The sequence below is a fragment of the Rhodococcus pyridinivorans genome (assembly GCF_900105195.1).
In the GTDB taxonomy this organism is placed as follows: Bacteria; Actinomycetota; Actinomycetes; order Mycobacteriales; family Mycobacteriaceae; genus Rhodococcus; species Rhodococcus pyridinivorans.
Map to the genome: position 1 here is coordinate 4,084,107 of NZ_FNRX01000002.1, position 22,262 is coordinate 4,106,368.

Consider the following 22,262-nt stretch of genomic DNA (forward strand, 5'->3'; position numbering starts at 1 on the left):
AGTCATGTCCCAGCTGCTGACGGACGGAGAGATCGACGCCGCGCTGGCCGAGTTGCCGCACTGGCACCGCGCGGGACAGTCGCTGGTCCGCACCATCGAGGCGCCCACCTTCCCCGACGCGATCGCACTCGTCGACCGGGTGGCCGTCGTCGCCGAGGAGGCGAATCACCATCCGGACATCGACATCAGGTGGCGGAAGGTGACCTTCGCGTTGAGCACGCATTCCGCCGGTGGCATCACGGAGTCGGATCCGGCTCTTGCGCGTCGGATCGACGAGGAGGCACGGCGCTCGGGTCTGTAGTCACCCGTTCGTCCTGCCCCTCACGTCCTCGGGCTGCGAGGATCACGACGACGTAGACGGCGAGGACACCGACCACGTTGACGGCGCCGAGCCAGGCGAGCGGAGCGGGACGTTCGACATCCCAGATCGAGTTCTGCGCCGTACTCAGTACCCACGGAACGCCGATCAGCGTGACCGCGGCCCAGCACGCGGCGACGATGCGGGCTCCGAGCGACCGCGCCAAGGGTCCGTAGAGAAGCCACAGCAGCAAAGGGACCACCCACACCCAGTGGTGGACCCACGAGATGGGCGAGACGAGCAGACCGAACAACTGCACGATCAGCAGCGTGCCGAGACGGTCGCGCGTTCCGTCGGGCAGCGGTTCCAGCGACCGCCACGCCGCGAACGCGAGGACCGCGCAGACCACGACGCCGACCAGCCACACCGGCCCGAGTCCGACGTCCTCACCCGCGAGACGACCCAGCGCTCCGCGCAGCGACTGGTTCCACACCGACACGACCGGCCCGATCCGATCCGCGTCGCCGAAGAGGGACCCGAAATAGGTGGCGGCTTGGGAGCCGAGCACGAGCAGGCTCACCAGGACGGTCCCCACGAAGACGACCGCGGAGAACACCGCCTCGCGCCAGCGTCGCTGCGCGAGGAAGTACAGGCCGGTGATGGCAGGCGTGAGCTTGATCCCGGCGAGCACGCCGACGAGCCCACCCGACAGCCACCACCGGGAACTGCGGGCCGCGAGCATCACGCCGAGGACGAGAAAGACGTTGATCTGGCCGTAGTCGAGGGTCGTGCGTACCGGCTCGGTCCATATGCCCGCAGCCGTCCACAGCATCGCGACACCGACCCAAGACCGGCTCCGTGCCCGCGCGTCCACGACGAGTTCGAGCGAGATCCACACGACGGCGAACAGCGCCGCGACCGTCAGCAGCTGCCAGGCCACGCCCAGGATTCCGAACGGGATCAGGTGCAGGGGCAGGAAGACGAGCGCGGCGAAGGGCGGATAGGTGAACGGCAGGGGGAAGTCGGGGGTGTCCTCCGAATAGGTGAACCCGTAGAGGTCGCCCTGCAGCAGAGCGGCCGATCCGTCGACGTAGACGTGCAGGTCGACGAGGTTCATGCCGTTGGGAGTGATGAATCCCCAGGCGATCCGGACGACGACGGACAGCGCCAGTAACGCCGCGCACCACCACATCCGGTGCGAAGGAAACCCTCGTGGCACTGCGGTGCGGCCTCTCCCGTCGAACGTCCGTCCGGTGAACCGGACCCGGCGAAGGAGATTACCGTTCCGATAGGCATGCAAACGAACCGGAGTTCACTCCCGTAACGATTTCATCTACAGTCACAATCTTCTCAGGTCGAACGCGTTATGTTCGACAGGATCCGAGGGACGGAACACCCCGTGGTTAGAATCCCGAACCAGCGATGGGCGCGCCGTTCCGAAACGGCAGGCTTGTCCCGTGTGCGGGGGGTCCATAGAGTGTCTCCTCGAGCCGTCAGCATCCGATCGTTCGTCCCGAACAACCGGATGCTTCAACGACAAGGATGGGGAACAGTGCTTCGTACTCGAGGAATGCGACGGGCGCTCACGCTGTGCGCACTCGCCGCCACCGCGGGATTGGCCGTGCCTACGCAGGCCGTCGCGCAACCGGCGCCACCCGTACTGCCGGACCTGGCAGGGCTCGTCGAACTGCCCCAGTTCGAGATTCCCGCTGATCTTTCCGTAGAGTCGTTGACCGACCTGCTCGCCGGGGTCCGGGCGAACCCCGAAGAGGCCGAGGCCCTGGCTTCCCTCGCGCCCGCGATCATCGGTGCGGCCGCGGGCCCCGCCGATGTCGCCGACGCGGCCGACGGCAAGAACGACCTGCTGGCGCAGGCCAAGGAACTGCTCGCGAACTCCGAGCTCCCCGAATCGGTGAAGAGCACGCTCCAGCGCGTCATCACCTTCCTCGATGGCAGCGGCGGCGGCGGACCCGAGATCCCCGAGCCCGGCGCCGTGGTGATCTCGCAGTTCCTCTACCCGACTATCGGCAAGGGCTGCATCGGCGACAGCCAGGACTCCGTGGGCACCGCCCTCGCGGTCGCGGGTCCGTCGCACCTTCCCCCTCCCGGACCGGGCGCAGGCCAGACCGGCTTCGTCTTCACCGCGCTGGGCACCGCACCCGCCGCCGGCGAACAGGAACAGCCGCTCACCCTGAGCTGGGTCAACGTCTCCAACGGACGCACGGGCACGCAACCGCTCACCAACGACGCGAAGATCAACCCCGACGGCCCGACCACGCTGAGCGCGATCGCCGACACCGGTTCGGGTCAGGTCCTTGCCGTGATCTCCGGTGGAATCACCACGCAGGACGAGGGCGCCGATCCGCGTTCGTGCACCTTCCTGCCCACCGTGGGTCTCGTCGCCGTTCCCTGATTCACGTACTCACCGAAGGCCGCCGGGAGTTTCTCCCGGCGGCCTTCGTGTCTTCCCCCGTCGACGCCGGGCGTGATAGACCGGAGCATGGCCTTCACCGCGTCGCGCATCCCGTCGAAGCAGCGTCGTCTGCGGCACCCGGCCGGCGCCGCGTCCGTGAATTCCCGCCGCTCACTCCTCTCTCACCGCTCGATCCTGTCGATCGCCTCGGAGCGGTCGATCCTGTCGATCGGTTCCTCGTACTCGATCCTGTCGATCGGTAGCTGCGGGTCGGTTCTGTCCATCGGCTCCGTCGGGTCGTTCGGTTCGGCGTTGTCCTCACTGTCGTTCGCGAGTCTCGGCTCGGCACTGTCCGGCCTGTCGCGCTGGTCGCTGCTGGCGTGGCGCGGCGATCATTCCGCGCCCGACGAGCATCCGCCGCTCTCGATCACCGTCGACGAATCCGAGCCCGACAAGCACTGTCAGTCCTGACACCGGACGCCGGTCGAACGGCCACGCAGGACCGGACGGCGGGAGGGTACTAGGGATCGACGGCCCTGCCGTGTTAGACACGATGGCAGCGTCGTTCGTATTGCGCACAAATTGTCGTTGTAGGCCGCGTCACCCCGGCCCCGGACCGAGGAGCCGCATGGCCGTAGAGACACCGCTCTCCACCCGGGAGATTCCTGCCCCGCGCGGCATCGTGCCGGTCCTCGCGACCGTCGGGATCAGCGTCGCGCTCATGCAGACCCTGATCGTCCCGATCCTCCCGCGGCTGCCGGTGCTCGTCGGCGCGTCACCCGAGAACACGTCCTGGGCTGTGACGGTGACTCTGCTCGCCGGCGCGGTGGTCACCCCCATCAGCGGTCGCCTCGGCGACATGTTCGGCAAACGCCGGATGCTGCTGACCTCGCTCTCGCTCATGGTGCTCGGTTCGGCGGTCTGCGCGCTCGCGACGACCCTCGTCCCGCTCGTGGTCGGCCGGGCTCTCCAGGGCGCCGCGATGGGCGCGATCCCGCTCGGTATCGCGATCCTGCGCGACGAGCTGCCTTCCCGGCGACTCCCGGGCGCCATGGCCACCATCAGCGCCACGATGGGTGTCGGCGGCGCGATCGGCCTTCCCGCCGCGGCCTTCGTCGCCCAGGCGACCGACTGGCACATGCTGTTCGTCGCGTCGCTGGTCCTCGGGCTCATCGGTATCACCGCGATCCTGTTCGTCGTGCCCGAATCGTCGCACCGCAATCCGGGACGCTTCGACGTCGCCGGGGCACTGTTGCTCTCCGTCGCCCTCGTGTTGTTGCTGCTGCCGGTCACCAAGGGCAACGACTGGGGTTGGACCGCCCCGGCCACCCTCGGGATGCTCGCCGGGGCACTCGTGGTGTTCGTCGGCTGGGGCCTGTACGAACTGCGGATATCGCGTCCGCTCGTGGACCTTCGACTGTCCGCCCGCCGGCCGATCCTCATGACGAATCTCGCGTCGGTCGCGCTCGGGTTCTCGATGTACTCGAACATCCTGGCGTTCCCGCAGCTGCTGATGGCGCCGACGGAGACCGGTTACGGTTTCGGGCAGACGATGGTCACCGCCGGGATCGCGCTCGCCCCCGCCGGACTCGTCATGATGGCGCTGTCCCCCGTCTCGGCGCGCATCACGACGCGGTTCGGCGCCCGCGTGACCCTCGGCTGCGGCGCAGTGCTCGTAGGCCTCGGCTATCTGATGGCGTACGTGCTGTACCAGGAGGTCTGGCACATCGTCGGCGCCTCGATGCTCATCGGCGCCGGTGTGGGTCTCGCCTACGCGGCGATGCCCGCGCTCATCATGGGCGCCGTGCCGTTGCGCGAGTCCGCCGCGGCCAACAGCCTCAACACCCTGATGCGGTCGATCGGCACGACGAGCGCCGCAGCGGTGGTGGGTGTGATGCTGGCGGCGATGACCCAGCGCATCGGCGACTCCGTGGTGCCCGCCCTCGAAGGGTTCCGCGTCAGCTTCCTGGTGGCGATGGGCGCGGCAGTGGTGGCGCTGGTCTTCACGGTCCTCATCCCGCCGCCGGGCCGCTCCGTGCGACCCGTCGACGAGACCCGACCCGAGCGCTAACTTCCCAGGAGTCCCGGGTCCGAACTCGGTGCGCTGCCGGCGAGCGACCACTGGCCGTAGTCGGGCGTGAGGACGTGGTTGATGTCGACGCCGATGCCCTCGATCCGGACCTCGCCCGGGATCTGGTGCAGGTTCGCCCGCGGATGCACGTACCCGTTGGGCGTGCCCCAGTCGTGCTGCCAGTAGAAGGACCCGAGGGAGATCGCCGACGCCCAGTCGATGGTCGGCGAGTTGGCATACACACCGAGATTTCCAGCGCCGACCACTTCCTGCCAGCCCAGCAGGTACGGCACGACCTGGAGCGTGAACTGCTCGAAGGTCGGGTTGTCGTCGATCGAGGCGTAGATCGGCCGGTTCTCCGGGCCACCGGCCGCGTAGTGGAGGTCGAGGCCGCGCCGGGCGTGCTTCAGCCCCGCCTCGTAACCACCGAGCCAGTCGGCGGTCGCGGCCTTGCCGTACTGGTAGCACGAGACCACTTCGAGTCCGCTGTCGAGCAGCGCGTCCGCTTCCCGTCCGGTGAGCGGCTTGGCGCGCATCCAGGCGGCATCGGGTCGCGCATCGGACACGTACCGGATGGCGCCGATATGGCCGGCGGCGCGGATCGACGACGGCGACGGTACGGCGGCCGAGTAGTCGATGATGGTCCCGAGCACCGGGCGTCCCTGGGCCAGACCCGGTGCGCCGAGCGCAGAGATCAACGCGACGCCCGATCCGAGCGTCGCGTACCGCAACATGTCCCGCCGCGAAAGGCTCATCGCAACCTGTCCTTCGTATTGCCGTCTGTACGTCCGCCGTATTGCATCACAATCACAGCCGTCCCACCGGCCACACCGAGAATTCGACAGGTCGCGGCAGGCGATATCCGCAACGGCGCTACGAGGTCAGCGGCCGGACAGTTCGGCGAAGAAGGCCGGCACCAGGGAGACGTCCTCGACCGTCCGCACCGTGGAACGGACACCGAGACCGTGCTCCTTGAGCAGATCGCACAACCCGTCGCCGTCGACGAGATCGATCGGCGGGGCGCCGTGCCGGTGGGCTTCGGCGCGCGCGTCCTCGGTGAACGATCCGGTGGCGACGAGCAGACCCTTCTCGCCCCGCCCGACCATCGCGGCGCGGAACTCGCGGACCACGTCGGCACCCGCCTTCTCCGGTGCCCGCAGGAAACGGAAGAACACCGAGAAGCTCAGCAGCGATACGCGCAGGACACCGGTGCCCTCGACGTGACCGGCGCCCTCGGGGGCGTGGGATCCGCCCGGGGCCGGAATCGTCAGGGTGGTGAATCCGGCCGCGCGCAGTACCGCGGTGGCGAGCCGTTCGAAACCGTCCTCCGACAGGTCGGCGACGGCACCGAGGACGGGTTCGCGCCACAGTTCGGGATCCTCGGGGGCGGCTGCGAGCGGCACGACCTGGGCACCCTGCGAGACGTTCCGCACCATGCGCTTGCGACGCTTCTCGGCCGTGTACGCGACCTGCATGGGCTTGATCTCCGACTCGCGCACGGCGCGGCCACGGTCGGTCACGCTCCACACACCGCGGCGGGTATTCGACAGCAGACCCATGCCCTTGAGGTAGGTCCGGGCCCAGGCCAGCCGGTATTCGATCTCCGTTCCGGGGCCGTCACCGTGGAGTACCGCCTGTGCGGCCTCGGACAGTCCCGTCCGGGAGATCACGGCGGAATCGATCTCCTCGATGACACCGGATCCGCCGAGTTCGATCACCGCCTGCACGGTCGGCCAGAGAAGTTCCGTGTACGGCGGCAACGTGGCCTCGTCACCTCCGGTGTTCCGGACGGAGTTTCCGATCGCGTTCCGGCGCTGCACACCTTCCCCTAACGTCGCGGCCGTGCGGCCGCACTATCAGTCCTGCACGTAGGCAACAACCCTATCCGATGCACGGTCCCCGTCCGTGGGTGTGGGATCGGGCGCGCCGAATCACGAACCGATCGCCCTTCCCGGTCCTACGATTGCCCCACAGAAGAATCGCCTCCACCGAAGCGAGTCGTCATGCAACGTCCGGCGCCTGTCGACCTGGCACACCATCCGCATCTCAGTGGCCTGTTCGCGCCTCAACGCGAGGAAGTGGACGTCCGCGAGCTGGAGGTCCACGGGGAACTGCCCGCAGATCTGCACGGAAGCTATCTCCGCAACGGACCCAATCCGCGCTTCGACCCGATCGGTCACTACGTCTACCCGATCGACGGCGACGGCATGGTCCACCGCGTGCAGATCGCCGGGGGCACCGCGCGCTACACGAACAGGTTCGTGCGGACCCCGCAGGTCGTCGCGGAGGAGAAGGCCGGTCGCGCGCTGTGGGCCGGCATCACCGATCCGTACTTCCCTCCCGAGGAGGAGGTCGGGCCCGACCTGGCGAACACCATGCGCGAGCTGCCGGACATCAACATCGTCCGGCACGGCGGGCGGCTCATGGCGATGGCCGAAGCGGCGCCACCGTACACCTTGGGTTCCGACCTCGAGACGCTCGGACGCGAGACCTTCGACGGAACCCTGCCGGTCGGGCTGACGGCGCACCCGAAGATCGATCCGCACACCGGCGAGATGGTCGCCTTCTGCTACATGCTCGACCCGCCGTATCTGACCTGGTCGGTGGTCGCACCGGACGGGACGGTGACGCGAGCGCCCACCCCGATCGACGGCATGGACCGGCCGTTGATGATCCACGACATGGCACTGACGCCGACCTATGTCGTCCTGGTCCTGGCCCCGCTCGTGTTCGATCTCTCGCAGATCTTCTCCGGCGGGTCGCCTCTCGACTGGAAGCCGGATCTCGGAACGCGTGTCGCGCTCGTCCCCCGCGACGGCGGCGCGGTGCGGTGGTTCTCGACCGACACGTTCTGGATGTGGCACACCGCCAACGCCTTCGACCTGCCCGACGGCGACGTCGCGCTCGACTACGTGGAGTGGGCGTATCCGGGCGCGTTGACCGAGAAGGCAGGTCCGAACCGGTCCGTCCTGCGACGCGCCGTGATCGGTCGCGACGGGGTGACCCGCACGACCCTGCACGAACGAGACATCGAGTTCCCCCGCATCGACGACCGGTCGATGACCCTCGGCCACTCCGTCGTCGCGACCATCGGGCGCAGCAGGTCGCAGAAACTCCCAGCGGGAGCAGCTGATTCGCTCTTCTGGTTCGATGTGGCGTCCGGGACCGAAGCAGTCTGGGCACACGAGACCCTCTCCCCCGGCGAACCCGCCTATCTCTCGGGTGATTCGGGTGGCTACTGGGGCGCGATCGCGACCGATCGGGCGGACATGACGAGTTGGTTCCTCGTCTTCCCCGAGACCGACCCGGCCTCGGGGCCGATCGCGCGGGTCCGTCTGCCGATCCGTGTCCCGGCCGGCTTGCACGGAGCCTGGCTCCCGCCGGACTGAGCGTCGCTCCGGCTAGTTTGGGTGGATGGGTTTCACACGAGCCGAACTCGAGTCCTTCCGCGATGCGGTGATCCCCGATCTCGTCGCGCCCGGTTGCCGCCTGTTGTTCGTCGGCATCAATCCGGGATTGTGGACCGCGGCGACGGGAGCCCACTTCGCGCGGCCCGGAAATCGCTTCTACCCCGCCCTGTTCCGTGCCGGCATCGTCGACCGGCCGATCGACGCGTCGTCCGGTATGAGCGACGCCGACCGCGATCACCTGCTCGAGCGGGGTGTCGGCATCACGAACCTGGCGCCGCGTGCGACGGCCCGCGCCGACGAGCTCACCGACGAGGAACTGCGTGAGGGCGGACGCCATCTGGCGCACGTGGTGGCGCAGTTCCGCCCTCGCGCCGTGGCGGTCGCGGGCATCACCGCCTACCGCGCGGCCTTCGGCCGGCGCAAGGCGAAGGCCGGGCGGCAGGACGACACGATCGGTGACGTCCCGTTGTGGGTGGTGCCCAATCCGAGCGGGTTGAACGCCCACGAGACGGTGGAGTCGCTCGCGCGGGCCTACGCCGAACCGGCCCGGGCGGCCGGCATCCTGTCCTGAACTACCGCTGAGCGCCGAACACCTTGTCGAGGAAGTGGGTGGCGCGGTAGCCGGGCGGTGTGCCCTGCACGACGACCGCCCATCCCTCGGAGTTCTCGGTGCGCAGCGGGAGGATCGCCTGGTACTCCGGGGATTCGTACCAGGACCGGGCACGGTCGACGTCGGGGAATTTACCCCGGAAGTAATGGTGACCGTTCCCGGCCGGCTCTACTGTCGGGTGCATGACCACGGTCGACACTCCCCACGCCGGCGCCCTGCTGCGGGCATGGCGCGAGCGCCGCGGCCTGAGCCAGCTCACCCTGGCCCATACCGCCGGCATCTCGTCGCGGCATCTCAGCTTCGTCGAGACCGGCCGGTCCCGCCCGTCACGCGCGACCGTGCTGAAGCTGAGTGACCGGCTGGACATCCCGCTGCGCGAACGCAACACCATTCTGGTCGCGGCGGGACATGCGCCTGTCTACCCCGAGCATCACCTCGGCGATATGCCGATGGCGGCGATCTCCGACGCGATCACGCGGATCCTGTCGTCGCACCACCCCTTTCCCGCACTCGTCGTCGACCGGCACTGGACGATGGTCGATTCCAACGACGCCGTCGGGGTGTTCGTCGAGGGGTGCGCTCCGGAACTGCTGGAACCGCCGATCAACGTGCTGCGACTGACTCTGCACCCGCGGGGACTGGCGCCGCGCATCGTCGATCTCGGGCAGTGGCGCGGTCATCTGCTCGCCCGGCTGCAACACCAGATCGGTGCGACCGCCGACCCTGTCCTGCTGCGCCTGTACGACGAACTCGCCGGTTATCCCTGCGACGATCCGGTGGAGGAGATCGAACCGCATTCGCTGGTCGTGCCGATGCGGTTGCGGACCGAGGCCGGCGAGTTGTCGTTCTTCAGCACGACCACCCTCTTCGGGACCCCGCTCGACGTGACGGTGTCGGAACTGGCGATCGAGGCGTTCTATCCCGCCGATGAGGCGACGGCCCGGGTCCTGAACCGGATCGTGATCGCCGAATCGGCCGATCACGAATGGTTTCCGCGCTAATGTGGAGGTGCGCGTCTGCCGAGCGGATCATGCGGAGGACACCGACATGAGCACTGCGAAATGGTGGGTTCTCGATCAGCGGGAGTCCGGCTTCGCCCTCGAACACCGCCCCAGCGGCGACCTCGTACTGATGAACACCGCGACGTCGGAAGAACACGTCCTGCACGGCTACGTGTGGAAGCACTGTCCGCACTTCGGCCTGCAGATCCAGAGCGAGGGCCCACCTCCGTACGGACCGTGGGTGGAGAACCCCGAGGAGTGAGTTTCCCTCACGGGATCATCCGTAGCGGCGTGTGCTCGCCGGTGGCGGTGTCGATCAGCACCGCGCGATCGAGCGTCGCGTCGATGGGCAGCACGTCGTAGACGACCGCGCCCAGACGGTCGAGTTCCTCACGCCGGGTTCGGGGACTCAGCGAACAGTGCGGGGTCCAGCGTCCCGGGACGTAGTAGCGGTGCAGGTCCGCTCCCGTCGTCTCCACGACCCGCACGACGCGGTCCTGTCGCTGCACGAGTTCGGACGAGGGGGCGGGCACGAGCGACGCCCGGCCGCGCCGGAACATCCCGGCCCCACAGGCGCCGGATCGCGCGGTCGGTCTCGGGGTCGAACAGGAGACAGACCGCCAGCGCCATCAGTTGAGTGTGGCGTGCCAGACGAGCGCGGCGGCGAGGGCACCGGCGCCGTTGAGCGACCAGTGCAGGGCGATGGGCGCGAGGATGCTGCCGCTGCGACGACGCAGCCACGTGAAGACGAAGCCCGCGGCGGCGGTCGCGATCACCGCGCCGACGATGCCGGCGATCTGCGCGAGCAGCCCGGCACCGAGGAAGGCGCTGAGGCCGGCGTTACCCGCCGTGAGACCGAACGACGAGGCGACGTGCCACAGCCCGAACAGCAGGGATCCCGCGGCGAAGACCCCGCGTGCGCCCCACACTCGCTCGAGGGTTCCGTGGAGCACCCCGCGGAAGGCGAGTTCCTCGGGGATGACGGTCTGGAGCGGGATGATGATCATCGAGGCGACGAGGGCACCGGAGATCGTGGCGTAGCGCTCGGAGAGGAAGAACTGCCTGGTGAACGGCAGGGCGATGCCGATCGCCACCACCGCCAGGACGAGGGCCACGGCTGCTACCGAGTAGAGCGTCCCCTTCTTCCAGTGCCGGGGTGAGAGGCCGAGTTCCGACCAGCGCATGCCGCGTCGACGCATCATCGCGACCAGCACGCATGCTGCGATCGGCACGGTCGCGATCGACGCCCACGCCGTGGTGAAGTGGGCGATCAGGTTGGTGGTGACGAGCACCGCGATCACGACGGCGAGATCGATCCAGGCGTGGAAACGGGGAAGCCAGGCCAGCGACGGCAGGCGTCCGGTCTCGGGCGAGGGCAACCGTTCGATTTCTACGGTCACGTGCGATCCCTCCGGAAACTCTCGAACATCCGGTCAAGTGTACGGATCGGGGCCTGCCGGCCGCCGTGACGGCGAACACTCCGGCCTCGACTCCCTTGCGGGATTTCCGGTCGTCGGCGACATAAACACGCCGCCGAAAGTCGCGAGACGCAGGTCACATCGAGTTTGCAGGTCGAGTCCGTCACATGCCCCGTTGTCAAGGCCTTGCGCCGGCGCCGCTAACGTGTACGGCGATCACCAGCCCTCTTCCAGGAGAAACAATGGCCGACTTCCTCTACGAGGACCTGCTGCCGATCGGGGAAGACCCCACCGAGTATCGGTTGCTGACCACCGAGGGGGTGTCCACCGTCGAAGGACCCGACGGCCGCACCTTCCTGAAGGTGGAACCCGAGGCCCTGCGCCTGCTCACCGAGACCGCGCTGCACGACATCTCCCATTACCTGCGCACGGATCACCTGAAGCAGCTGGCGAGCATCCTCGAGGACCCCGAGGCGTCGAACAACGACAAGTTCGTTGCGCTCGACCTCCTGAAGAACGCAAACATTGCCGCCGGCGGCGTGCTGCCCATGTGCCAGGACACCGGCACCGCCATCGTCATGGGCAAGCGCGGCCAGCAGGTGCTCACCCCGGGTGACGACGAGGAGTCCATCGCGCGCGGTGTGTACGACGCGTACACGAAGTTGAACCTGCGGTACTCGCAGAACGCCCCGCTGACGATGTGGGACGAGAAGAACACGGGCAACAACCTGCCGGCGCAGATCGAGCTGTACGCGGACACCGCGAAGGGCCACGAGAACGCCTACAAGTTCCTGTTCATGGCCAAGGGCGGCGGATCGGCCAACAAGTCGTACCTGTACCAGGAGACGAAGGCGATCCTGAACCCGGACTCGATGATGCAGTTCCTCGAGGCCAAGATCCGGTCGCTCGGCACCGCGGCGTGCCCGCCCTACCACCTCGCGATCGTTGTCGGCGGCACCTCCGCCGAGTTCGCGCTCAAGACGGCCAAGTACGCCTCGGCGCACTACCTCGACGAGCTGCCCACCGAGGGTGCCATCACCGGCCGCGGCTTCCGCGATCTCGAACTCGAGAAGAAGGTCTTCGAGCTCACCCAGAAGATCGGCATCGGCGCGCAGTTCGGTGGCAAGTACTTCTGCCACGACGTCCGCGTCGTCCGCTTGCCGCGCCACGGCGCGTCGCTGCCCGTCGCGATCGCCGTCTCCTGCTCGGCCGACCGCCAGGCCAAGGCCAAGATCACGCCCGAGGGTGTCTTCCTCGAGCAGCTCGAGTTCAACCCCGGTCAGTTCCTGCCCGAGGTCACCGACAGCCAGCTCGACTCCGAGACGTCGGGCGTCTCGGGCACCGGCAAGGGTGCCGCGGTCAAGATCGACCTCACCCGGCCGATGCCGGAGATCCTCGCGGAGCTGTCCAAGCACCCGGTCAAGACGCGCCTGTCGCTCACCGGTCCGCTGGTCGTCGCGCGCGACATCGCGCACGCGAAGATCAAGGAGCGCCTCGACCGTGGTGAGGAGATGCCGCAGTACCTGAAGGATCACCCGGTCTACTACGCCGGTCCGGCGAAGACCCCCGAGGGTCTGGCGTCGGGTTCGTTCGGCCCGACGACGGCCGGTCGTATGGACTCCTACGTCGACCAGTTCCAGGCCGCCGGTGGCTCGATGGTGATGCTCGCGAAGGGCAATCGCTCCAAGCAGGTCACCGACGCATGCCACACGTACGGCGGCTTCTACCTAGGTTCGATCGGCGGTCCGGCCGCGCGTCTGGCGCTCGACTGCATCAAGAACGTCGAGGTCGTCGAGTACGAAGAGCTCGGCATGGAAGCGGTCTGGAAGATCGAGGTCGAGGACTTCCCCGCATTCATCGTCGTCGACGACAAGGGCAACGACTTCTTCGCGCACACCGGCGAGGTCACGCTCACGGTCGGCAAGCGCCCCGGTCTGTAGACCCGACTCGCTGTAGACGCACTATCCCGAACGGCCCGGCAGGATTTTCTGCCGGGCCGTTCGCGTTCGGGTGGATGTGCACACCGTGCGGACAGAAACACGCTGCCGGAGCGTGTGCTCATGTCCACAGGACGAGCAAATTCGGACTCAAGCAGCGCAAGTGTGCGTCCGCGCGAGCACCGCGGGCGACTGCACGACCACCTGCTGCAGGAAGTCGAGGACGATGCCTGGTGCCGGTTCGGCGCCGGGTGCGAGCACCGCGCACAGTGCGCGGTACTGGTCGTCGCTCATCACGGGCGCGATACGGAAATGCGTCGTCATCGCGAGCGTGAAGTCGATCCCGAAGTCGCGGGCGCGGACCTGCAGCTGCGGACCGTGCTCCCCCGCGATCAGGCAGACGTCGAAGACGGCCCGTCCGGCGGTGTGCTCGAACGATGCGGCCGGAACGTTGTTGCGGACCATCTGCCGGTAGAGAGGTCGCAGTCCGCCGAGCACGACCGGCGGAAGCGTCACTGCTCGAGGACGGTCGGCGGTGAACATGTGATCACTCCTTCAACCCTGCGACCCCACCCGGGTCGCCCACTTCTTCTGGAATAAATCCAATAACTGGAACTATTCCAGAAAAACGTTCAAGACGCAACCACCTCGTTGGCCGATCATCCAACCGGCGCACCCGCGGCGAACCGAACTCTGTAGCGCTTGCACCTCCCCCGCCGCACGCCCACCGGACAGTATCGAATGCACCGACGAAAGGAGGGTCCGTGCAGCTCACAACGGCCCGGTTCGATGCGATGCCCGAGGACGAGGCCGTCGCTCTGTTGCTCGACTGCTGTTCGAGCCGGACCTGGGCGTACTCCGTCGTCGCAGCGCGCCCGTTCGGTTCGCGCACCGTGCTGCTCACCGCCGCCGCTGCCGCGGCCGAGAACCTCGACGGTGACGACCTCACCGACGCCCTCGCCGGCCACCCGCGCATCGGCGAACGCAGCGAACACGCTGCTTCCCGTCGCGAGCAGTCCGCCGTCGCCACGGCCGACGCCGACATCCTCGACCGGCTCGCCGCCGGCAACCGTGAATACGAGGAACGGTTCGGGCACGTCTACCTCGTCCGCGCCGCCGGCCGCACGGCGCCGGAACTGCTGGAGATCCTCGAGCGTCGCCTCGACAACGACCCGGAGAGCGAGAAGGCCGAGATGCGTGCGGCGCTCGCCGAGATCACCCGACTCCGACTCGAGCGGATCGTCATCGAGACCGCAGGGAGCCGCGCATGAACACCCTGAGTACCCACGTGCTCGACGCGACGGCCGGTGCCCCCGCGGTGGGGTTGCACGTCGCCCTCACCGATACGCACGGCGCCTCGTTGGGCGCCGGTGTCACCGACGACGACGGTCGTCTCACCGGTTTCACCGATCCATTGCCCGACGGCACCTACCACCTGACCTTCGCCACCGACGACTGGTTCTCGCGCCGTGGAGTCGCGTCTTTCTATCCGGAGGTGACCGTCACCTTCCGTATCCCAGAGGGCAGCAGCCACTTCCACGTGCCGCTCCTCCTGTCGCCCTATTCGTATTCCACCTACCGAGGGAGCTGACCACCATGACCGAACTGACCGGCAAGATCGTCCTCGGACCGCACCGCTACGGCAAGGCCGAGAACCGGGTGGTGCGCATCGTGCGCGACACCGACCGGCACGAGATCCGCGACCTGAACGTCTCGTCCTGCCTGCACGGCGATTTCGACGCCGCACATCTCGAGGGAGATCAGGGCACGGTACTGCCCACCGACAGCCAGAAGCAGACCATCTACTCCTACGCCAAGGAGAAGGGCGTCGAGTTCGTCGAGGAGTACGGCCTCGCGCTCGCGCGGCATTTCGTCGACGACGTCGAACCCGTCCGCTCGGCGCGCATCGAGATCGAGGAGTACGCCTGGGAGCGGGTCGTCGTCGACGGCGCCGAGCACGACCACACCTGGACGCGCAAGGGATCCGAGGTCCGCACCGCCGCGATCACCGTCGAGCGCACCGGGACCGACCGACGCGAATGGGTGGTCGGCGGCCTGAAGGATCTCGTCGTCCTCAAGTCCACCGGCTCGGAGTTCCAGGGCTTCCTCACCGACCCGTACACGGTTCTCGAACCGGCGGAGGATCGCATCATGGCGACGAGCCTCCAGGCGCACTGGCGGTTCGCGTCGACCGACGTCAACTGGGACACCGTCTACACGGGTGTACGTGCCACCCTCCTCGAGGTGTTCGCGAACTTGCATTCGAAGGCCCTGCAGCAGAGCCTGTACGAGATGGGCCGCGCCGTGCTCGAGCGGTACCCATCGATCGCCGAGATCCGCCTGTCCGCACCGAACAAGCACCACTTCCTCTACGACCTGGCACGTTTCGGAGTCGAGAACGCCGGTGAGGTCTTCCACGCCGACGACCGGCCCTACGGACTGATCCAGGCGAGCGTGCTGCGCGAGGACGCCCCCGATGCCGGCATCGCATGGGAGCCCTACACCGGCGCCATGTGACCGCTCACGCGGCGCAACAATGGATGACGCTCACGCGAGAGCGGGTTCCAACGAACGCAGCGCGAGATACAGATCGAAGCGGTCACCGGTGCGCGCGAGGGAACGCCCGGTGAGCGCTTCGACCCGCCCGATGCGGTAGCGGACCGTGTTCAGGTGCACGTGCAGTCGATCGGCCGTGCGCCGCCACGATCCGTCGCAATCGAGGAATGCCTCGAGGGTCGCGAGCAGACCCGCGTCGGTGCGTCGGTCGTGTTCGACGACGTCCCCGAGCAGTCGGTCGGCGTACGCGCGACGCAGTTCGTCGGGCAGGGTCGACAACAAGTCGAGCGCCGAATCGAGTTCGGCACGTCGCACCGACACCGAGCCCGGATCGTTGTGTGCGGCAGCGCATGCCGACGCTGCTGCGCGGACCGCGCCGGCCGGGTCGTCGTCGGAACTCTGCCCGCCGACACCGACGAACATTCGGGCGCCGCGCAGCGCCGGCGCGAGACGGCCGAGGCGTCGGCTCAACAGCCGTGCCACGTCGACGTCGCTGCCGGCCGCCGAGGCGACCACCCTGTTCGCCGCGTCGATCGACGTGACCGCTCCGTCCAGGACGTCCTCGACGAGACCACGCAGGACGTCCGGCGAGATCCGGCCCTCGGCCTCGGCCACCACCGCGACCCGCAGGTCCGCAGCGCGCACGGTCGGGGTCCGGTCGGTGATCTCCCATGCCACCCGGCGCCGTTCGTCGCGCCGGATCCGATCGAGCGCGACCACCGAGGCGAGCTCGGAGAACGCCTCGACGCACTCCGGTCCGCTCTCATCGTGCCGGATCACCAGGAACCACGCGTCGATCCGGTCCGTCAGTCCGCGTCCGACCGGCAGGACGGTCAGGTCGCCCGTGAGCCGCAGTGGAAAGCGGTCGGCGGTCAGCGCTGCTGCGGTGATCCGGTCGAGTTCGGTCTCGTCGAGCTCGGCGTTTCCCGCCACCGTCACGCCCGTGGAGGTGACCAGCGCCGATTCCACCCCGAGCTGCTGCGCGAGTCCGTCGAGCAACTCCCCCGCACTCCGACCGTCGGCGACGGCGGCGAGCCATTGCCGTTGCCGCGCCAGTCCCGTCTGCAAACGATCCATCCGGGCTCCGGCCATCTGCCCGGTCATGTACTCGATGACCCGGCTGAACGGCACCTCGTCGGGCACGACCAGCAGCGGCATGCGGTGTCGTGCACACGCCTCGACCACGTCGTCGGGTACCCGTCCGTGCAGGGCCTCGCCCGCGGCCATCGCCGTCACCCCCGCTCCGACGAGCCGTTTGACGAACAGGTCGGAGTCCTCGGCGGAGCGCCGCCACACCAGGCCCGTGAACACGATCGAGCCTGCGCTGACGTAGCGCGTGGGGTCGGGCATGTCGGTGGTGCACGCGCGCAGCACGGGACGGCTCAGGGCCTCCACGTCGCCGTGCAGTACACCGATTCCCAGCCCCGGCGCCTCCACCACATCTCGAAGAAGCACGATGTTCACCTCCTGGTGACGGTCTTGGACGATCGCACAGTACGAGGCGCGGATTTCCGAGGTGTTTCGTGCGTGCTGCCGCAGAGGTACATCTGTCGGCGCAGTTGACTGAAGACTCCCGACGATCCGAGGAGTCGACTATGCACGCGCATCCCACCACCCGGCCGCTCCTCATACGCGGCGCACATGTGGTGAGCATGGACGCCGCCCGCGCCGAACACCGCGACGGATATGTCGTCGTCTCCGGCAACCGGATCGTCGCGGTCGGGTCGGGCGAACCCGCCCATGAGGACGGCACAGCCATACACGACGCGCAGATCGTCGACGGCACCGGGTGCGTGCTCACCCCCGGCCTGATCAATACCCACCACCACCTGTACCAATGGATCACGCGTGGGCTCGCCGCCGACCACACCCTGTTCGAATGGCTCACCACCCTCTATCCAGTCTGGGGTGGCATCGACGCCGACGCCGTGCACGTCGCGGCCAAGGGCGCACTCGCGCATCTGGTGCGCACCGGATGCACGACCAGCACCGACCACCACTACGTCGTGCCTCGCGAGGGCGGTGACGTCTTCGGCGCGGAGATCGCCGCAGCGGCCGAGGTCGGTATCCGCTTCCATCTCTGCCGCGGGTCGATGGACCTCGGTGCGAGCGCCGGGGGTCTGCCGCCCGATCACATCGTCGAGGACATCGACGCGATCCTCGAGGGCAGCAGCGAGGCCGTCGACCGCTGGCACGATCCGTCGTTCGATTCGATGTTGCGGGTCGCGCTCGCGCCGTGCTCGCCTTTCTCGGTGACCGGTGAGCTGCTGAAACAGTCCGCGTTGCTCGCCCGCGATCTCGGGGTGCGGCTGCACACCCATCTCGCCGAGACCCTCGACGAGGAGGACTTCTGCCTCGAGAAGTTCGGATGCAAGCCCGTGCAGTACATGGAGTCGCTGGGGTGGACCGGCCCCGACGTCTGGTACGCGCACGCGGTGCACCTCGACGACCGTGACATCGGTGTGCTCGCCGCGTCGGGTACGGGTGCGGCCCACTGCCCCACCTCGAACGCCCGGCTCGGTGCCGGCATCGCCCGCGCCGCCGACCTCTACGCCGCGGGCGTGCCGCTCGGCCTCGGTGTCGACGGTGCCGCGAGCAACGAGTCGTGCTGCATGCTCGAAGAGGCCCACCACGCCGCCCTGTTCGCCCGTGCCCGCAGCGGCCCCCGCGCCATGACGGTGCGGCAGAGCCTCGAACTCGCCACCATCGGCGGTGCCCGAGTCCTCGGGCGCGAGAACGAGATCGGATCGATCGAGGCCGGCAAGCTCGCCGATCTGGCGCTGTGGCGGATCGACGGCCTCGCCCACTCCGGCATCGCCGACCCGGTCGCGGCCCTCGTCCTCGGCAGCACCCCGCCTCTCGAACTGCTGTTGATCAACGGTCGCGAGGTGGTCGTCCGTGACGAGGTCCGCACCGTCGACGAGGACGTCGTGGCACGGCAGGTCGCGGCGGAACACGCCGCGCTGGTCGCCAAGGCGGGGTGAAGGCGATGGATCTGCACAACATCACCGCCTACGACATCGCCCGCGACCGCGCCGATCTGACCTTCGAGGACGGCGCGGCCCCGCTCGGCGGCGGCACCTGGCTGTTCTCCGAACCGCAACCGCACCTGCACCGACTCGTGGATCTGTCCGGCCTCGACTGGCCCGCGGTGACCCGGCATCCCGACGCCCTGGAGATCGCCGCGACCTGCACGGTCGAACGCCTGGCTGCACTCTCGGACGAACCGGAATGGTGTGCGGCACCGCTGTTCCGGCAGTGCGCCGAGGCGTTGCTGGCGTCGTGGAAGATCTGGAAGAGCGCCACGGTCGGTGGCAACATCTGCCTGTCCTTCCCCGCCGGCGCCATGATCTCGCTGGCGACCGCGCTCGACGCGGACGCGGTGATCTGGACGATCGACGGCGGCGAACGGCGGATCCCGGTGGCCGACTTCGTTCTCGGGGTTGCCTCCAACGCCCTCGCACCTGGAGAGCTCCTGCGGAGCATCCGGATCCCGTTGCATGCTCTGAATTCCCGCACGGCCTTCCGCAAGATCGCCCTGTCGCCGCTGGGGCGCTCGGGAGCGGTCGTGATCGGGCGCCGCGACGACGACGGCAGTGTCACGCTGTCGATCACCGCGTCGACGGTGCGTCCCTGTCTCCTGCGGTTCACGGAGATCCCGTCGGCACAGGCGTTGTCCGACGCACTGGCCCGTCTCGTCCCGGCAACGAGCTACTACACCGATGCGCACGGCGCCGCCGACTGGCGACGTGCCGTCACCGCGATTCTCGCCGAAGAGATCCGCACCGAGCTGTCGAATGCTGCGCTGTCGAATACGGAGGTCCAGCCGTGAAACTCACCGTCAACGGCCGCGAACGCGACGTCGACCCCCGGCCCGGCCAGTGCCTGCGCACCCTGCTGCGCGAGACCGAACACTTCGAGGTCAAGAAGGGCTGCGACGCCGGCGATTGCGGCGCGTGCTCGGTCCTGCTCGACGGCGAACCCGTCCACTCGTGCGTGGTCCCGGCCGTGCGGGTCGAGGGCCGCGAGGTCACCACGGTCGCCGGACTGGGCACCCCCGACGACCTGCATCCCGTCCAACAGCGATTCGCCGACGCCGCCGGTTTCCAATGCGGCTTCTGCACCGCAGGCATGATCGTCACCGCGTCCACCTTCACCGACGAGGATCTCGACGACCTGCCGAAACGTTTGAAGGGCAACCTGTGCCGGTGCACCGGCTACCGATCGATCGAGGATGCCCTGCGGTCGCGCACCAACGTCGAGCAGGTCGACGGCCCGTCATGCGGTCGCTCGCAGCGCGCACCGGCCGCGACGCGGGTCGTCACCGGCACCGAGCCGTACACCCTCGACACCACCGTCGAGGGTCTGCTGCACATCGCCGTCCTCGGCAGCCCGCACACCCATGCGCGGATCCTCTCCGTCGACGTCTCGGCCGCCGAGGCGTTCCCCGGTGTCCACGCTGTGTTGTACCACCGCGACGCCCCGGCCACCGCCTATTCGACCGCTCGCCACGAGAACCGCAACGACGATCCCGACGACACATACCTGTTCGACCGGGTCGTGCGCTTCCGCGGACAGCGGGTCGCCGCGGTGGTCGCCGAGAGTCCGGCAATCGCACACCGGGCGCTCGCGTCGATCCACGTCGAGTACGAGGAACTGCCCTTCGTCCTCGATCCCGACGAGGCCCGGAAGCCTGGGGCTCCCCTCCTGCACGCCGACAAGTCCGCCGACGCGCGCATCGCCGATCCCGGACGCAACGTCGTCGCCGCGATCCACGGCAGCAGCGGGGACGTCGACGCGGCGGTCGCGTCCGCTGCGGCGGTGGTGCAGGGACGCTGGCAGACCCACCGCGTCCAACACACCCATCTCGAAACACACGGAGCCATCGGTCATCTCGACGAGGCCGGACGGCTCGTCATCCGCAGTTCCACACAGGTTCCGTTCCTGGTGCGCGACGAGCTGTGCCATATCTTCGGACTCGACCGGGACCGGGTGCGCGTGCACACGGCCCGGGTGGGCGGGGGTTTCGGCGCCAAGCAGGAGATGCTGGTCGAAGATGTCGTCGCGGCGGCGGTCCTGAAGACGGGGTGCCCGGTGCAGTGGGAGTTCACCCGTTCCGATCAGCTCACCGTCGCTCCGTGCCGGCATCCCATGCGGGTCGACGTCACCCTCGCCGCCGACGCCGACGGTGTCCTCACCGCCCTCGCGATCGACGTGCTGGCCGACGCGGGCGCCTACGGCAACCACAGCCCCGGGGTGATGTTCCACGGCTGCACGGAGTCGATCGCGGTGTACCGATGCCCGAACAAGCGGGTCGACGCCGAATCCGTGTACACGAACAACCGGCCGTCGGGCGCCTTCCGCGGCTACGGCCTCGGCCAGGTGATCTTCGCCGTGGAGTCGGCCATGGACGAACTCGCCATCAAGCTCGGCATCGACCCGTACGAGTTCCGGCGCCGCAACATCATCGCGCCGGGAGAGCCCCTGGTCGCGGCGCATCCCGAGGGCGTCGACCTGACGTACGGCAGCTACGGACTCGACCAGTGTCTCGATCTTGCCGAACGGGCGATGGCGCGCACCGGCGGCCGGCCCACGCCGACCGGTGATCACTGGCGGATCGGCGAGGGGATGGCGCTCGCGATGATCGCGACCAACCCGCCCAACGGGCACATCTCCGAAGCGTCGATCGAACTTCTGCCCGACGGCCGGTATCTTGCCCGGGTGGGCACCGCGGAGTTCGGCAACGGCACCACCACCGTCCACACCCAGATCGCGGCCACCGCGCTCGGCACCACTCCCGACCGCATCGTGGTCCAGCAGTCCGACACCGACGTCACCACCCACGACACCGGCGCGTTCGGGTCGTCGGGCACGGTCGTCGCGTCGAAGGCCCTGCTGGCGGCCTCCCACGAGTTGCGACGGCGGATGGCCAAGGCCGCTGCGGAGCTGACCGGCCTCGACCCGGAGCAGGCCGAGCTGCAGGCCGACGGCGTGCGGTGCGGCGATCGTCTCGTCACGCCTGGTGAGCTGCTGGAGGTCGCGGGTGGCCGGTTGCGCGCCGAGGGCCGGCACGGCGGGCTGCCGCGATCGCTGTCGTTCAACGTGCAGGCCTTCCGCGTCGCCGTCGACACCCGTACCGGTGAGGTGCAGATCCTCCGCTCGGTCCAGGCCGCCGATGCCGGCACCGTCCTCAACCCCGAGCAGTGCCGCGGGCAGATCGAAGGCGGCACTGCGCAGGCGCTCGGTGCGTCGATGTACGAGGAGATCATCACAGACGACGCCGGTCGCGTGACGACGGATGTGTTGCGCAACTACCACATTCCGCAGTTCGCGGACGTCCCGCGCACCGAGGTCTACTTCGCCGACACCTACGACGAACTCGGGCCGATGGGCGCGAAGTCGATGAGCGAGGCCCCGTTCAACCCGGTGGCCCCGGCGTTGGCGAACGCCGTGCGCAACGCCATCGGGGTGCGGCCGCACGAGCTGCCGCTCTCCCGCGACCGCATCTGGCGCCTCATGCAGTGAGCCCGACCCGTCGAGACCGATGT

At 68.5% G+C, this 22,262-nt stretch carries 23 protein-coding genes; 15 read left to right on the plus strand and 8 right to left on the minus strand.

Annotated elements, in window-relative coordinates:
- Nucleotides 1–4: 4 nt before the first annotated feature.
- Nucleotides 5–301, plus strand: a complete 297-nt coding sequence (locus tag BLV31_RS19290) for a 4a-hydroxytetrahydrobiopterin dehydratase (RefSeq protein ID WP_006550586.1) — start codon at nucleotides 5–7, stop codon at nucleotides 299–301.
- Here BLV31_RS19290 and BLV31_RS19295 read toward each other — a convergent pair.
- Complete coding sequence (locus tag BLV31_RS19295; protein ID WP_033097288.1) at nucleotides 237–1,490, minus strand: mannosyltransferase; 1,254 nt, start codon at nucleotides 1,488–1,490, stop codon at nucleotides 237–239. The genes BLV31_RS19290 and BLV31_RS19295 overlap by 65 nt on opposite strands.
- A 378-nt stretch (nucleotides 1,491–1,868) precedes the next feature.
- Between BLV31_RS19295 and BLV31_RS19300 the strand changes: the two genes are divergently transcribed.
- The 3 genes from BLV31_RS19300 to BLV31_RS19310 all read left to right on the plus strand — a co-directional run bounded on the left by BLV31_RS19300 (nucleotide 1,869) and on the right by BLV31_RS19310 (nucleotide 4,782).
- Entirely contained in the window at nucleotides 1,869–2,711 is an 843-nt protein-coding gene (locus BLV31_RS19300; protein ID WP_064060634.1) for an Rv1157c family protein, read from the plus strand.
- 87 nt (nucleotides 2,712–2,798) lie between these two features.
- The gene (locus BLV31_RS19305; protein ID WP_174556298.1) at nucleotides 2,799–3,182 is read left to right on the plus strand and encodes a hypothetical protein; all 384 of its coding nucleotides are present in this window, start codon (nucleotides 2,799–2,801) and stop codon (nucleotides 3,180–3,182) included.
- 157 nt (nucleotides 3,183–3,339) lie between these two features.
- Complete coding sequence (locus BLV31_RS19310) at nucleotides 3,340–4,782, plus strand: MFS transporter (RefSeq protein WP_064060635.1); 1,443 nt, start codon at nucleotides 3,340–3,342, stop codon at nucleotides 4,780–4,782.
- On the opposite strand, the gene BLV31_RS19315 is transcribed toward BLV31_RS19310, so the two are convergent.
- Both BLV31_RS19315 and BLV31_RS19320 read right to left on the minus strand, forming a co-directional pair.
- A complete protein-coding gene (locus BLV31_RS19315; protein WP_006550591.1) occupies nucleotides 4,779–5,537 on the minus strand; it encodes a DUF1906 domain-containing protein in 759 nt (252 codons plus the stop codon). The genes BLV31_RS19310 and BLV31_RS19315 overlap by 4 nt on opposite strands.
- A gap of 126 nt (nucleotides 5,538–5,663) precedes the next feature.
- Complete coding sequence (locus BLV31_RS19320; protein ID WP_064060636.1) at nucleotides 5,664–6,602, minus strand: restriction endonuclease; 939 nt, start codon at nucleotides 6,600–6,602, stop codon at nucleotides 5,664–5,666.
- A 183-nt stretch (nucleotides 6,603–6,785) separates the two neighbouring features.
- Between BLV31_RS19320 and BLV31_RS19325 the strand changes: the two genes are divergently transcribed.
- Both BLV31_RS19325 and mug read left to right on the plus strand, forming a co-directional pair.
- Entirely contained in the window at nucleotides 6,786–8,171 is a 1,386-nt protein-coding gene (locus BLV31_RS19325) for a carotenoid oxygenase family protein (RefSeq protein ID WP_064060637.1), read from the plus strand.
- Nucleotides 8,172–8,196: 25 nt separating this feature from the next.
- Entirely contained in the window at nucleotides 8,197–8,763 is a 567-nt protein-coding gene (mug, locus tag BLV31_RS19330; protein ID WP_033097284.1) for a G/U mismatch-specific DNA glycosylase, read from the plus strand.
- A gap of 1 nt (nucleotide 8,764) precedes the next feature.
- On the opposite strand, the gene BLV31_RS19335 is transcribed toward mug, so the two are convergent.
- Nucleotides 8,765–8,986 (minus strand): DUF1330 domain-containing protein, encoded by a 222-nt coding sequence (locus BLV31_RS19335; protein ID WP_019288032.1) that lies wholly within the window; start codon nucleotides 8,984–8,986, stop codon nucleotides 8,765–8,767.
- Between BLV31_RS19335 and BLV31_RS19340 the strand changes: the two genes are divergently transcribed.
- Together BLV31_RS19340 and BLV31_RS19345 are read left to right on the plus strand one after the other, a co-directional pair.
- Nucleotides 8,985–9,803, plus strand: coding sequence for a helix-turn-helix domain-containing protein (locus BLV31_RS19340; protein ID WP_019288031.1), 819 nt, complete (start codon nucleotides 8,985–8,987; stop codon nucleotides 9,801–9,803). The two genes, BLV31_RS19335 and BLV31_RS19340, sit on opposite strands and share 2 nt — an antisense overlap.
- Nucleotides 9,804–9,849: 46 nt before the next feature.
- Nucleotides 9,850–10,065 carry a hypothetical protein gene (locus tag BLV31_RS19345; protein ID WP_026061451.1) on the plus strand — a complete coding sequence of 72 codons (216 nt, stop codon included), beginning with the start codon at nucleotides 9,850–9,852 and terminating at the stop codon, nucleotides 10,063–10,065.
- Between the two features lie 7 nt (nucleotides 10,066–10,072).
- Here the strand turns inward: BLV31_RS19345 and BLV31_RS19350 are convergent, their stop codons facing one another.
- Both BLV31_RS19350 and BLV31_RS19355 read right to left on the minus strand, forming a co-directional pair.
- Complete coding sequence (locus BLV31_RS19350; RefSeq protein WP_248846208.1) at nucleotides 10,073–10,363, minus strand: 2'-5' RNA ligase family protein; 291 nt, start codon at nucleotides 10,361–10,363, stop codon at nucleotides 10,073–10,075.
- Nucleotides 10,364–10,432: 69 nt separating this feature from the next.
- Nucleotides 10,433–11,182, minus strand: a complete 750-nt coding sequence (locus tag BLV31_RS19355; protein WP_085989295.1) for a CPBP family intramembrane glutamic endopeptidase — start codon at nucleotides 11,180–11,182, stop codon at nucleotides 10,433–10,435.
- 281 nt (nucleotides 11,183–11,463) lie between these two features.
- Between BLV31_RS19355 and BLV31_RS19360 the strand changes: the two genes are divergently transcribed.
- A complete protein-coding gene (locus BLV31_RS19360; RefSeq protein ID WP_019288028.1) occupies nucleotides 11,464–13,161 on the plus strand; it encodes a fumarate hydratase in 1,698 nt (565 codons plus the stop codon).
- A 147-nt stretch (nucleotides 13,162–13,308) separates the two neighbouring features.
- On the opposite strand, the gene BLV31_RS19365 is transcribed toward BLV31_RS19360, so the two are convergent.
- On the minus strand, nucleotides 13,309–13,701 hold the full coding sequence (locus BLV31_RS19365; protein ID WP_064060639.1) for a DUF6037 family protein: 393 nt from the start codon (nucleotides 13,699–13,701) through the stop codon (nucleotides 13,309–13,311).
- 221 nt (nucleotides 13,702–13,922) lie between these two features.
- Between BLV31_RS19365 and uraD the strand changes: the two genes are divergently transcribed.
- The 3 genes from uraD to pucL are packed head-to-tail and all read left to right on the plus strand — an operon-like array spanning nucleotide 13,923 to nucleotide 15,675.
- Nucleotides 13,923–14,429 carry a 2-oxo-4-hydroxy-4-carboxy-5-ureidoimidazoline decarboxylase gene (gene uraD / locus BLV31_RS19370; protein WP_072740536.1) on the plus strand — a complete coding sequence of 169 codons (507 nt, stop codon included), beginning with the start codon at nucleotides 13,923–13,925 and terminating at the stop codon, nucleotides 14,427–14,429.
- Nucleotides 14,426–14,749 (plus strand): hydroxyisourate hydrolase, encoded by a 324-nt coding sequence (gene uraH, locus BLV31_RS19375; protein WP_064060640.1) that lies wholly within the window; start codon nucleotides 14,426–14,428, stop codon nucleotides 14,747–14,749. The genes uraD and uraH overlap by 4 nt, the downstream gene beginning before the upstream one ends.
- Nucleotides 14,750–14,754: 5 nt before the next feature.
- A complete protein-coding gene (pucL, locus tag BLV31_RS19380) occupies nucleotides 14,755–15,675 on the plus strand; it encodes a factor-independent urate hydroxylase (RefSeq protein ID WP_064060641.1) in 921 nt (306 codons plus the stop codon).
- A 30-nt stretch (nucleotides 15,676–15,705) separates the two neighbouring features.
- On the opposite strand, the gene BLV31_RS19385 is transcribed toward pucL, so the two are convergent.
- The gene (locus tag BLV31_RS19385) at nucleotides 15,706–17,169 is read right to left on the minus strand and encodes a PucR family transcriptional regulator (protein WP_248846209.1); all 1,464 of its coding nucleotides are present in this window, start codon (nucleotides 17,167–17,169) and stop codon (nucleotides 15,706–15,708) included.
- Nucleotides 17,170–17,309: 140 nt separating this feature from the next.
- On the opposite strand from BLV31_RS19385, the gene BLV31_RS19390 reads away from it, so the two are divergent.
- From BLV31_RS19390 to BLV31_RS19400, 3 genes are read left to right on the plus strand one after another with little or no spacing between them, the layout of a single operon-like run.
- The gene (locus BLV31_RS19390) at nucleotides 17,310–18,698 is read left to right on the plus strand and encodes an 8-oxoguanine deaminase (RefSeq protein WP_064060643.1); all 1,389 of its coding nucleotides are present in this window, start codon (nucleotides 17,310–17,312) and stop codon (nucleotides 18,696–18,698) included.
- 5 nt (nucleotides 18,699–18,703) lie between these two features.
- Nucleotides 18,704–19,546, plus strand: coding sequence for an FAD binding domain-containing protein (locus tag BLV31_RS19395; RefSeq protein WP_064060677.1), 843 nt, complete (start codon nucleotides 18,704–18,706; stop codon nucleotides 19,544–19,546).
- On the plus strand, nucleotides 19,543–22,239 hold the full coding sequence (locus BLV31_RS19400) for a molybdopterin-dependent oxidoreductase (RefSeq protein ID WP_064060644.1): 2,697 nt from the start codon (nucleotides 19,543–19,545) through the stop codon (nucleotides 22,237–22,239). The genes BLV31_RS19395 and BLV31_RS19400 overlap by 4 nt, the downstream gene beginning before the upstream one ends.
- Nucleotides 22,240–22,262 lie beyond the last annotated feature (23 nt).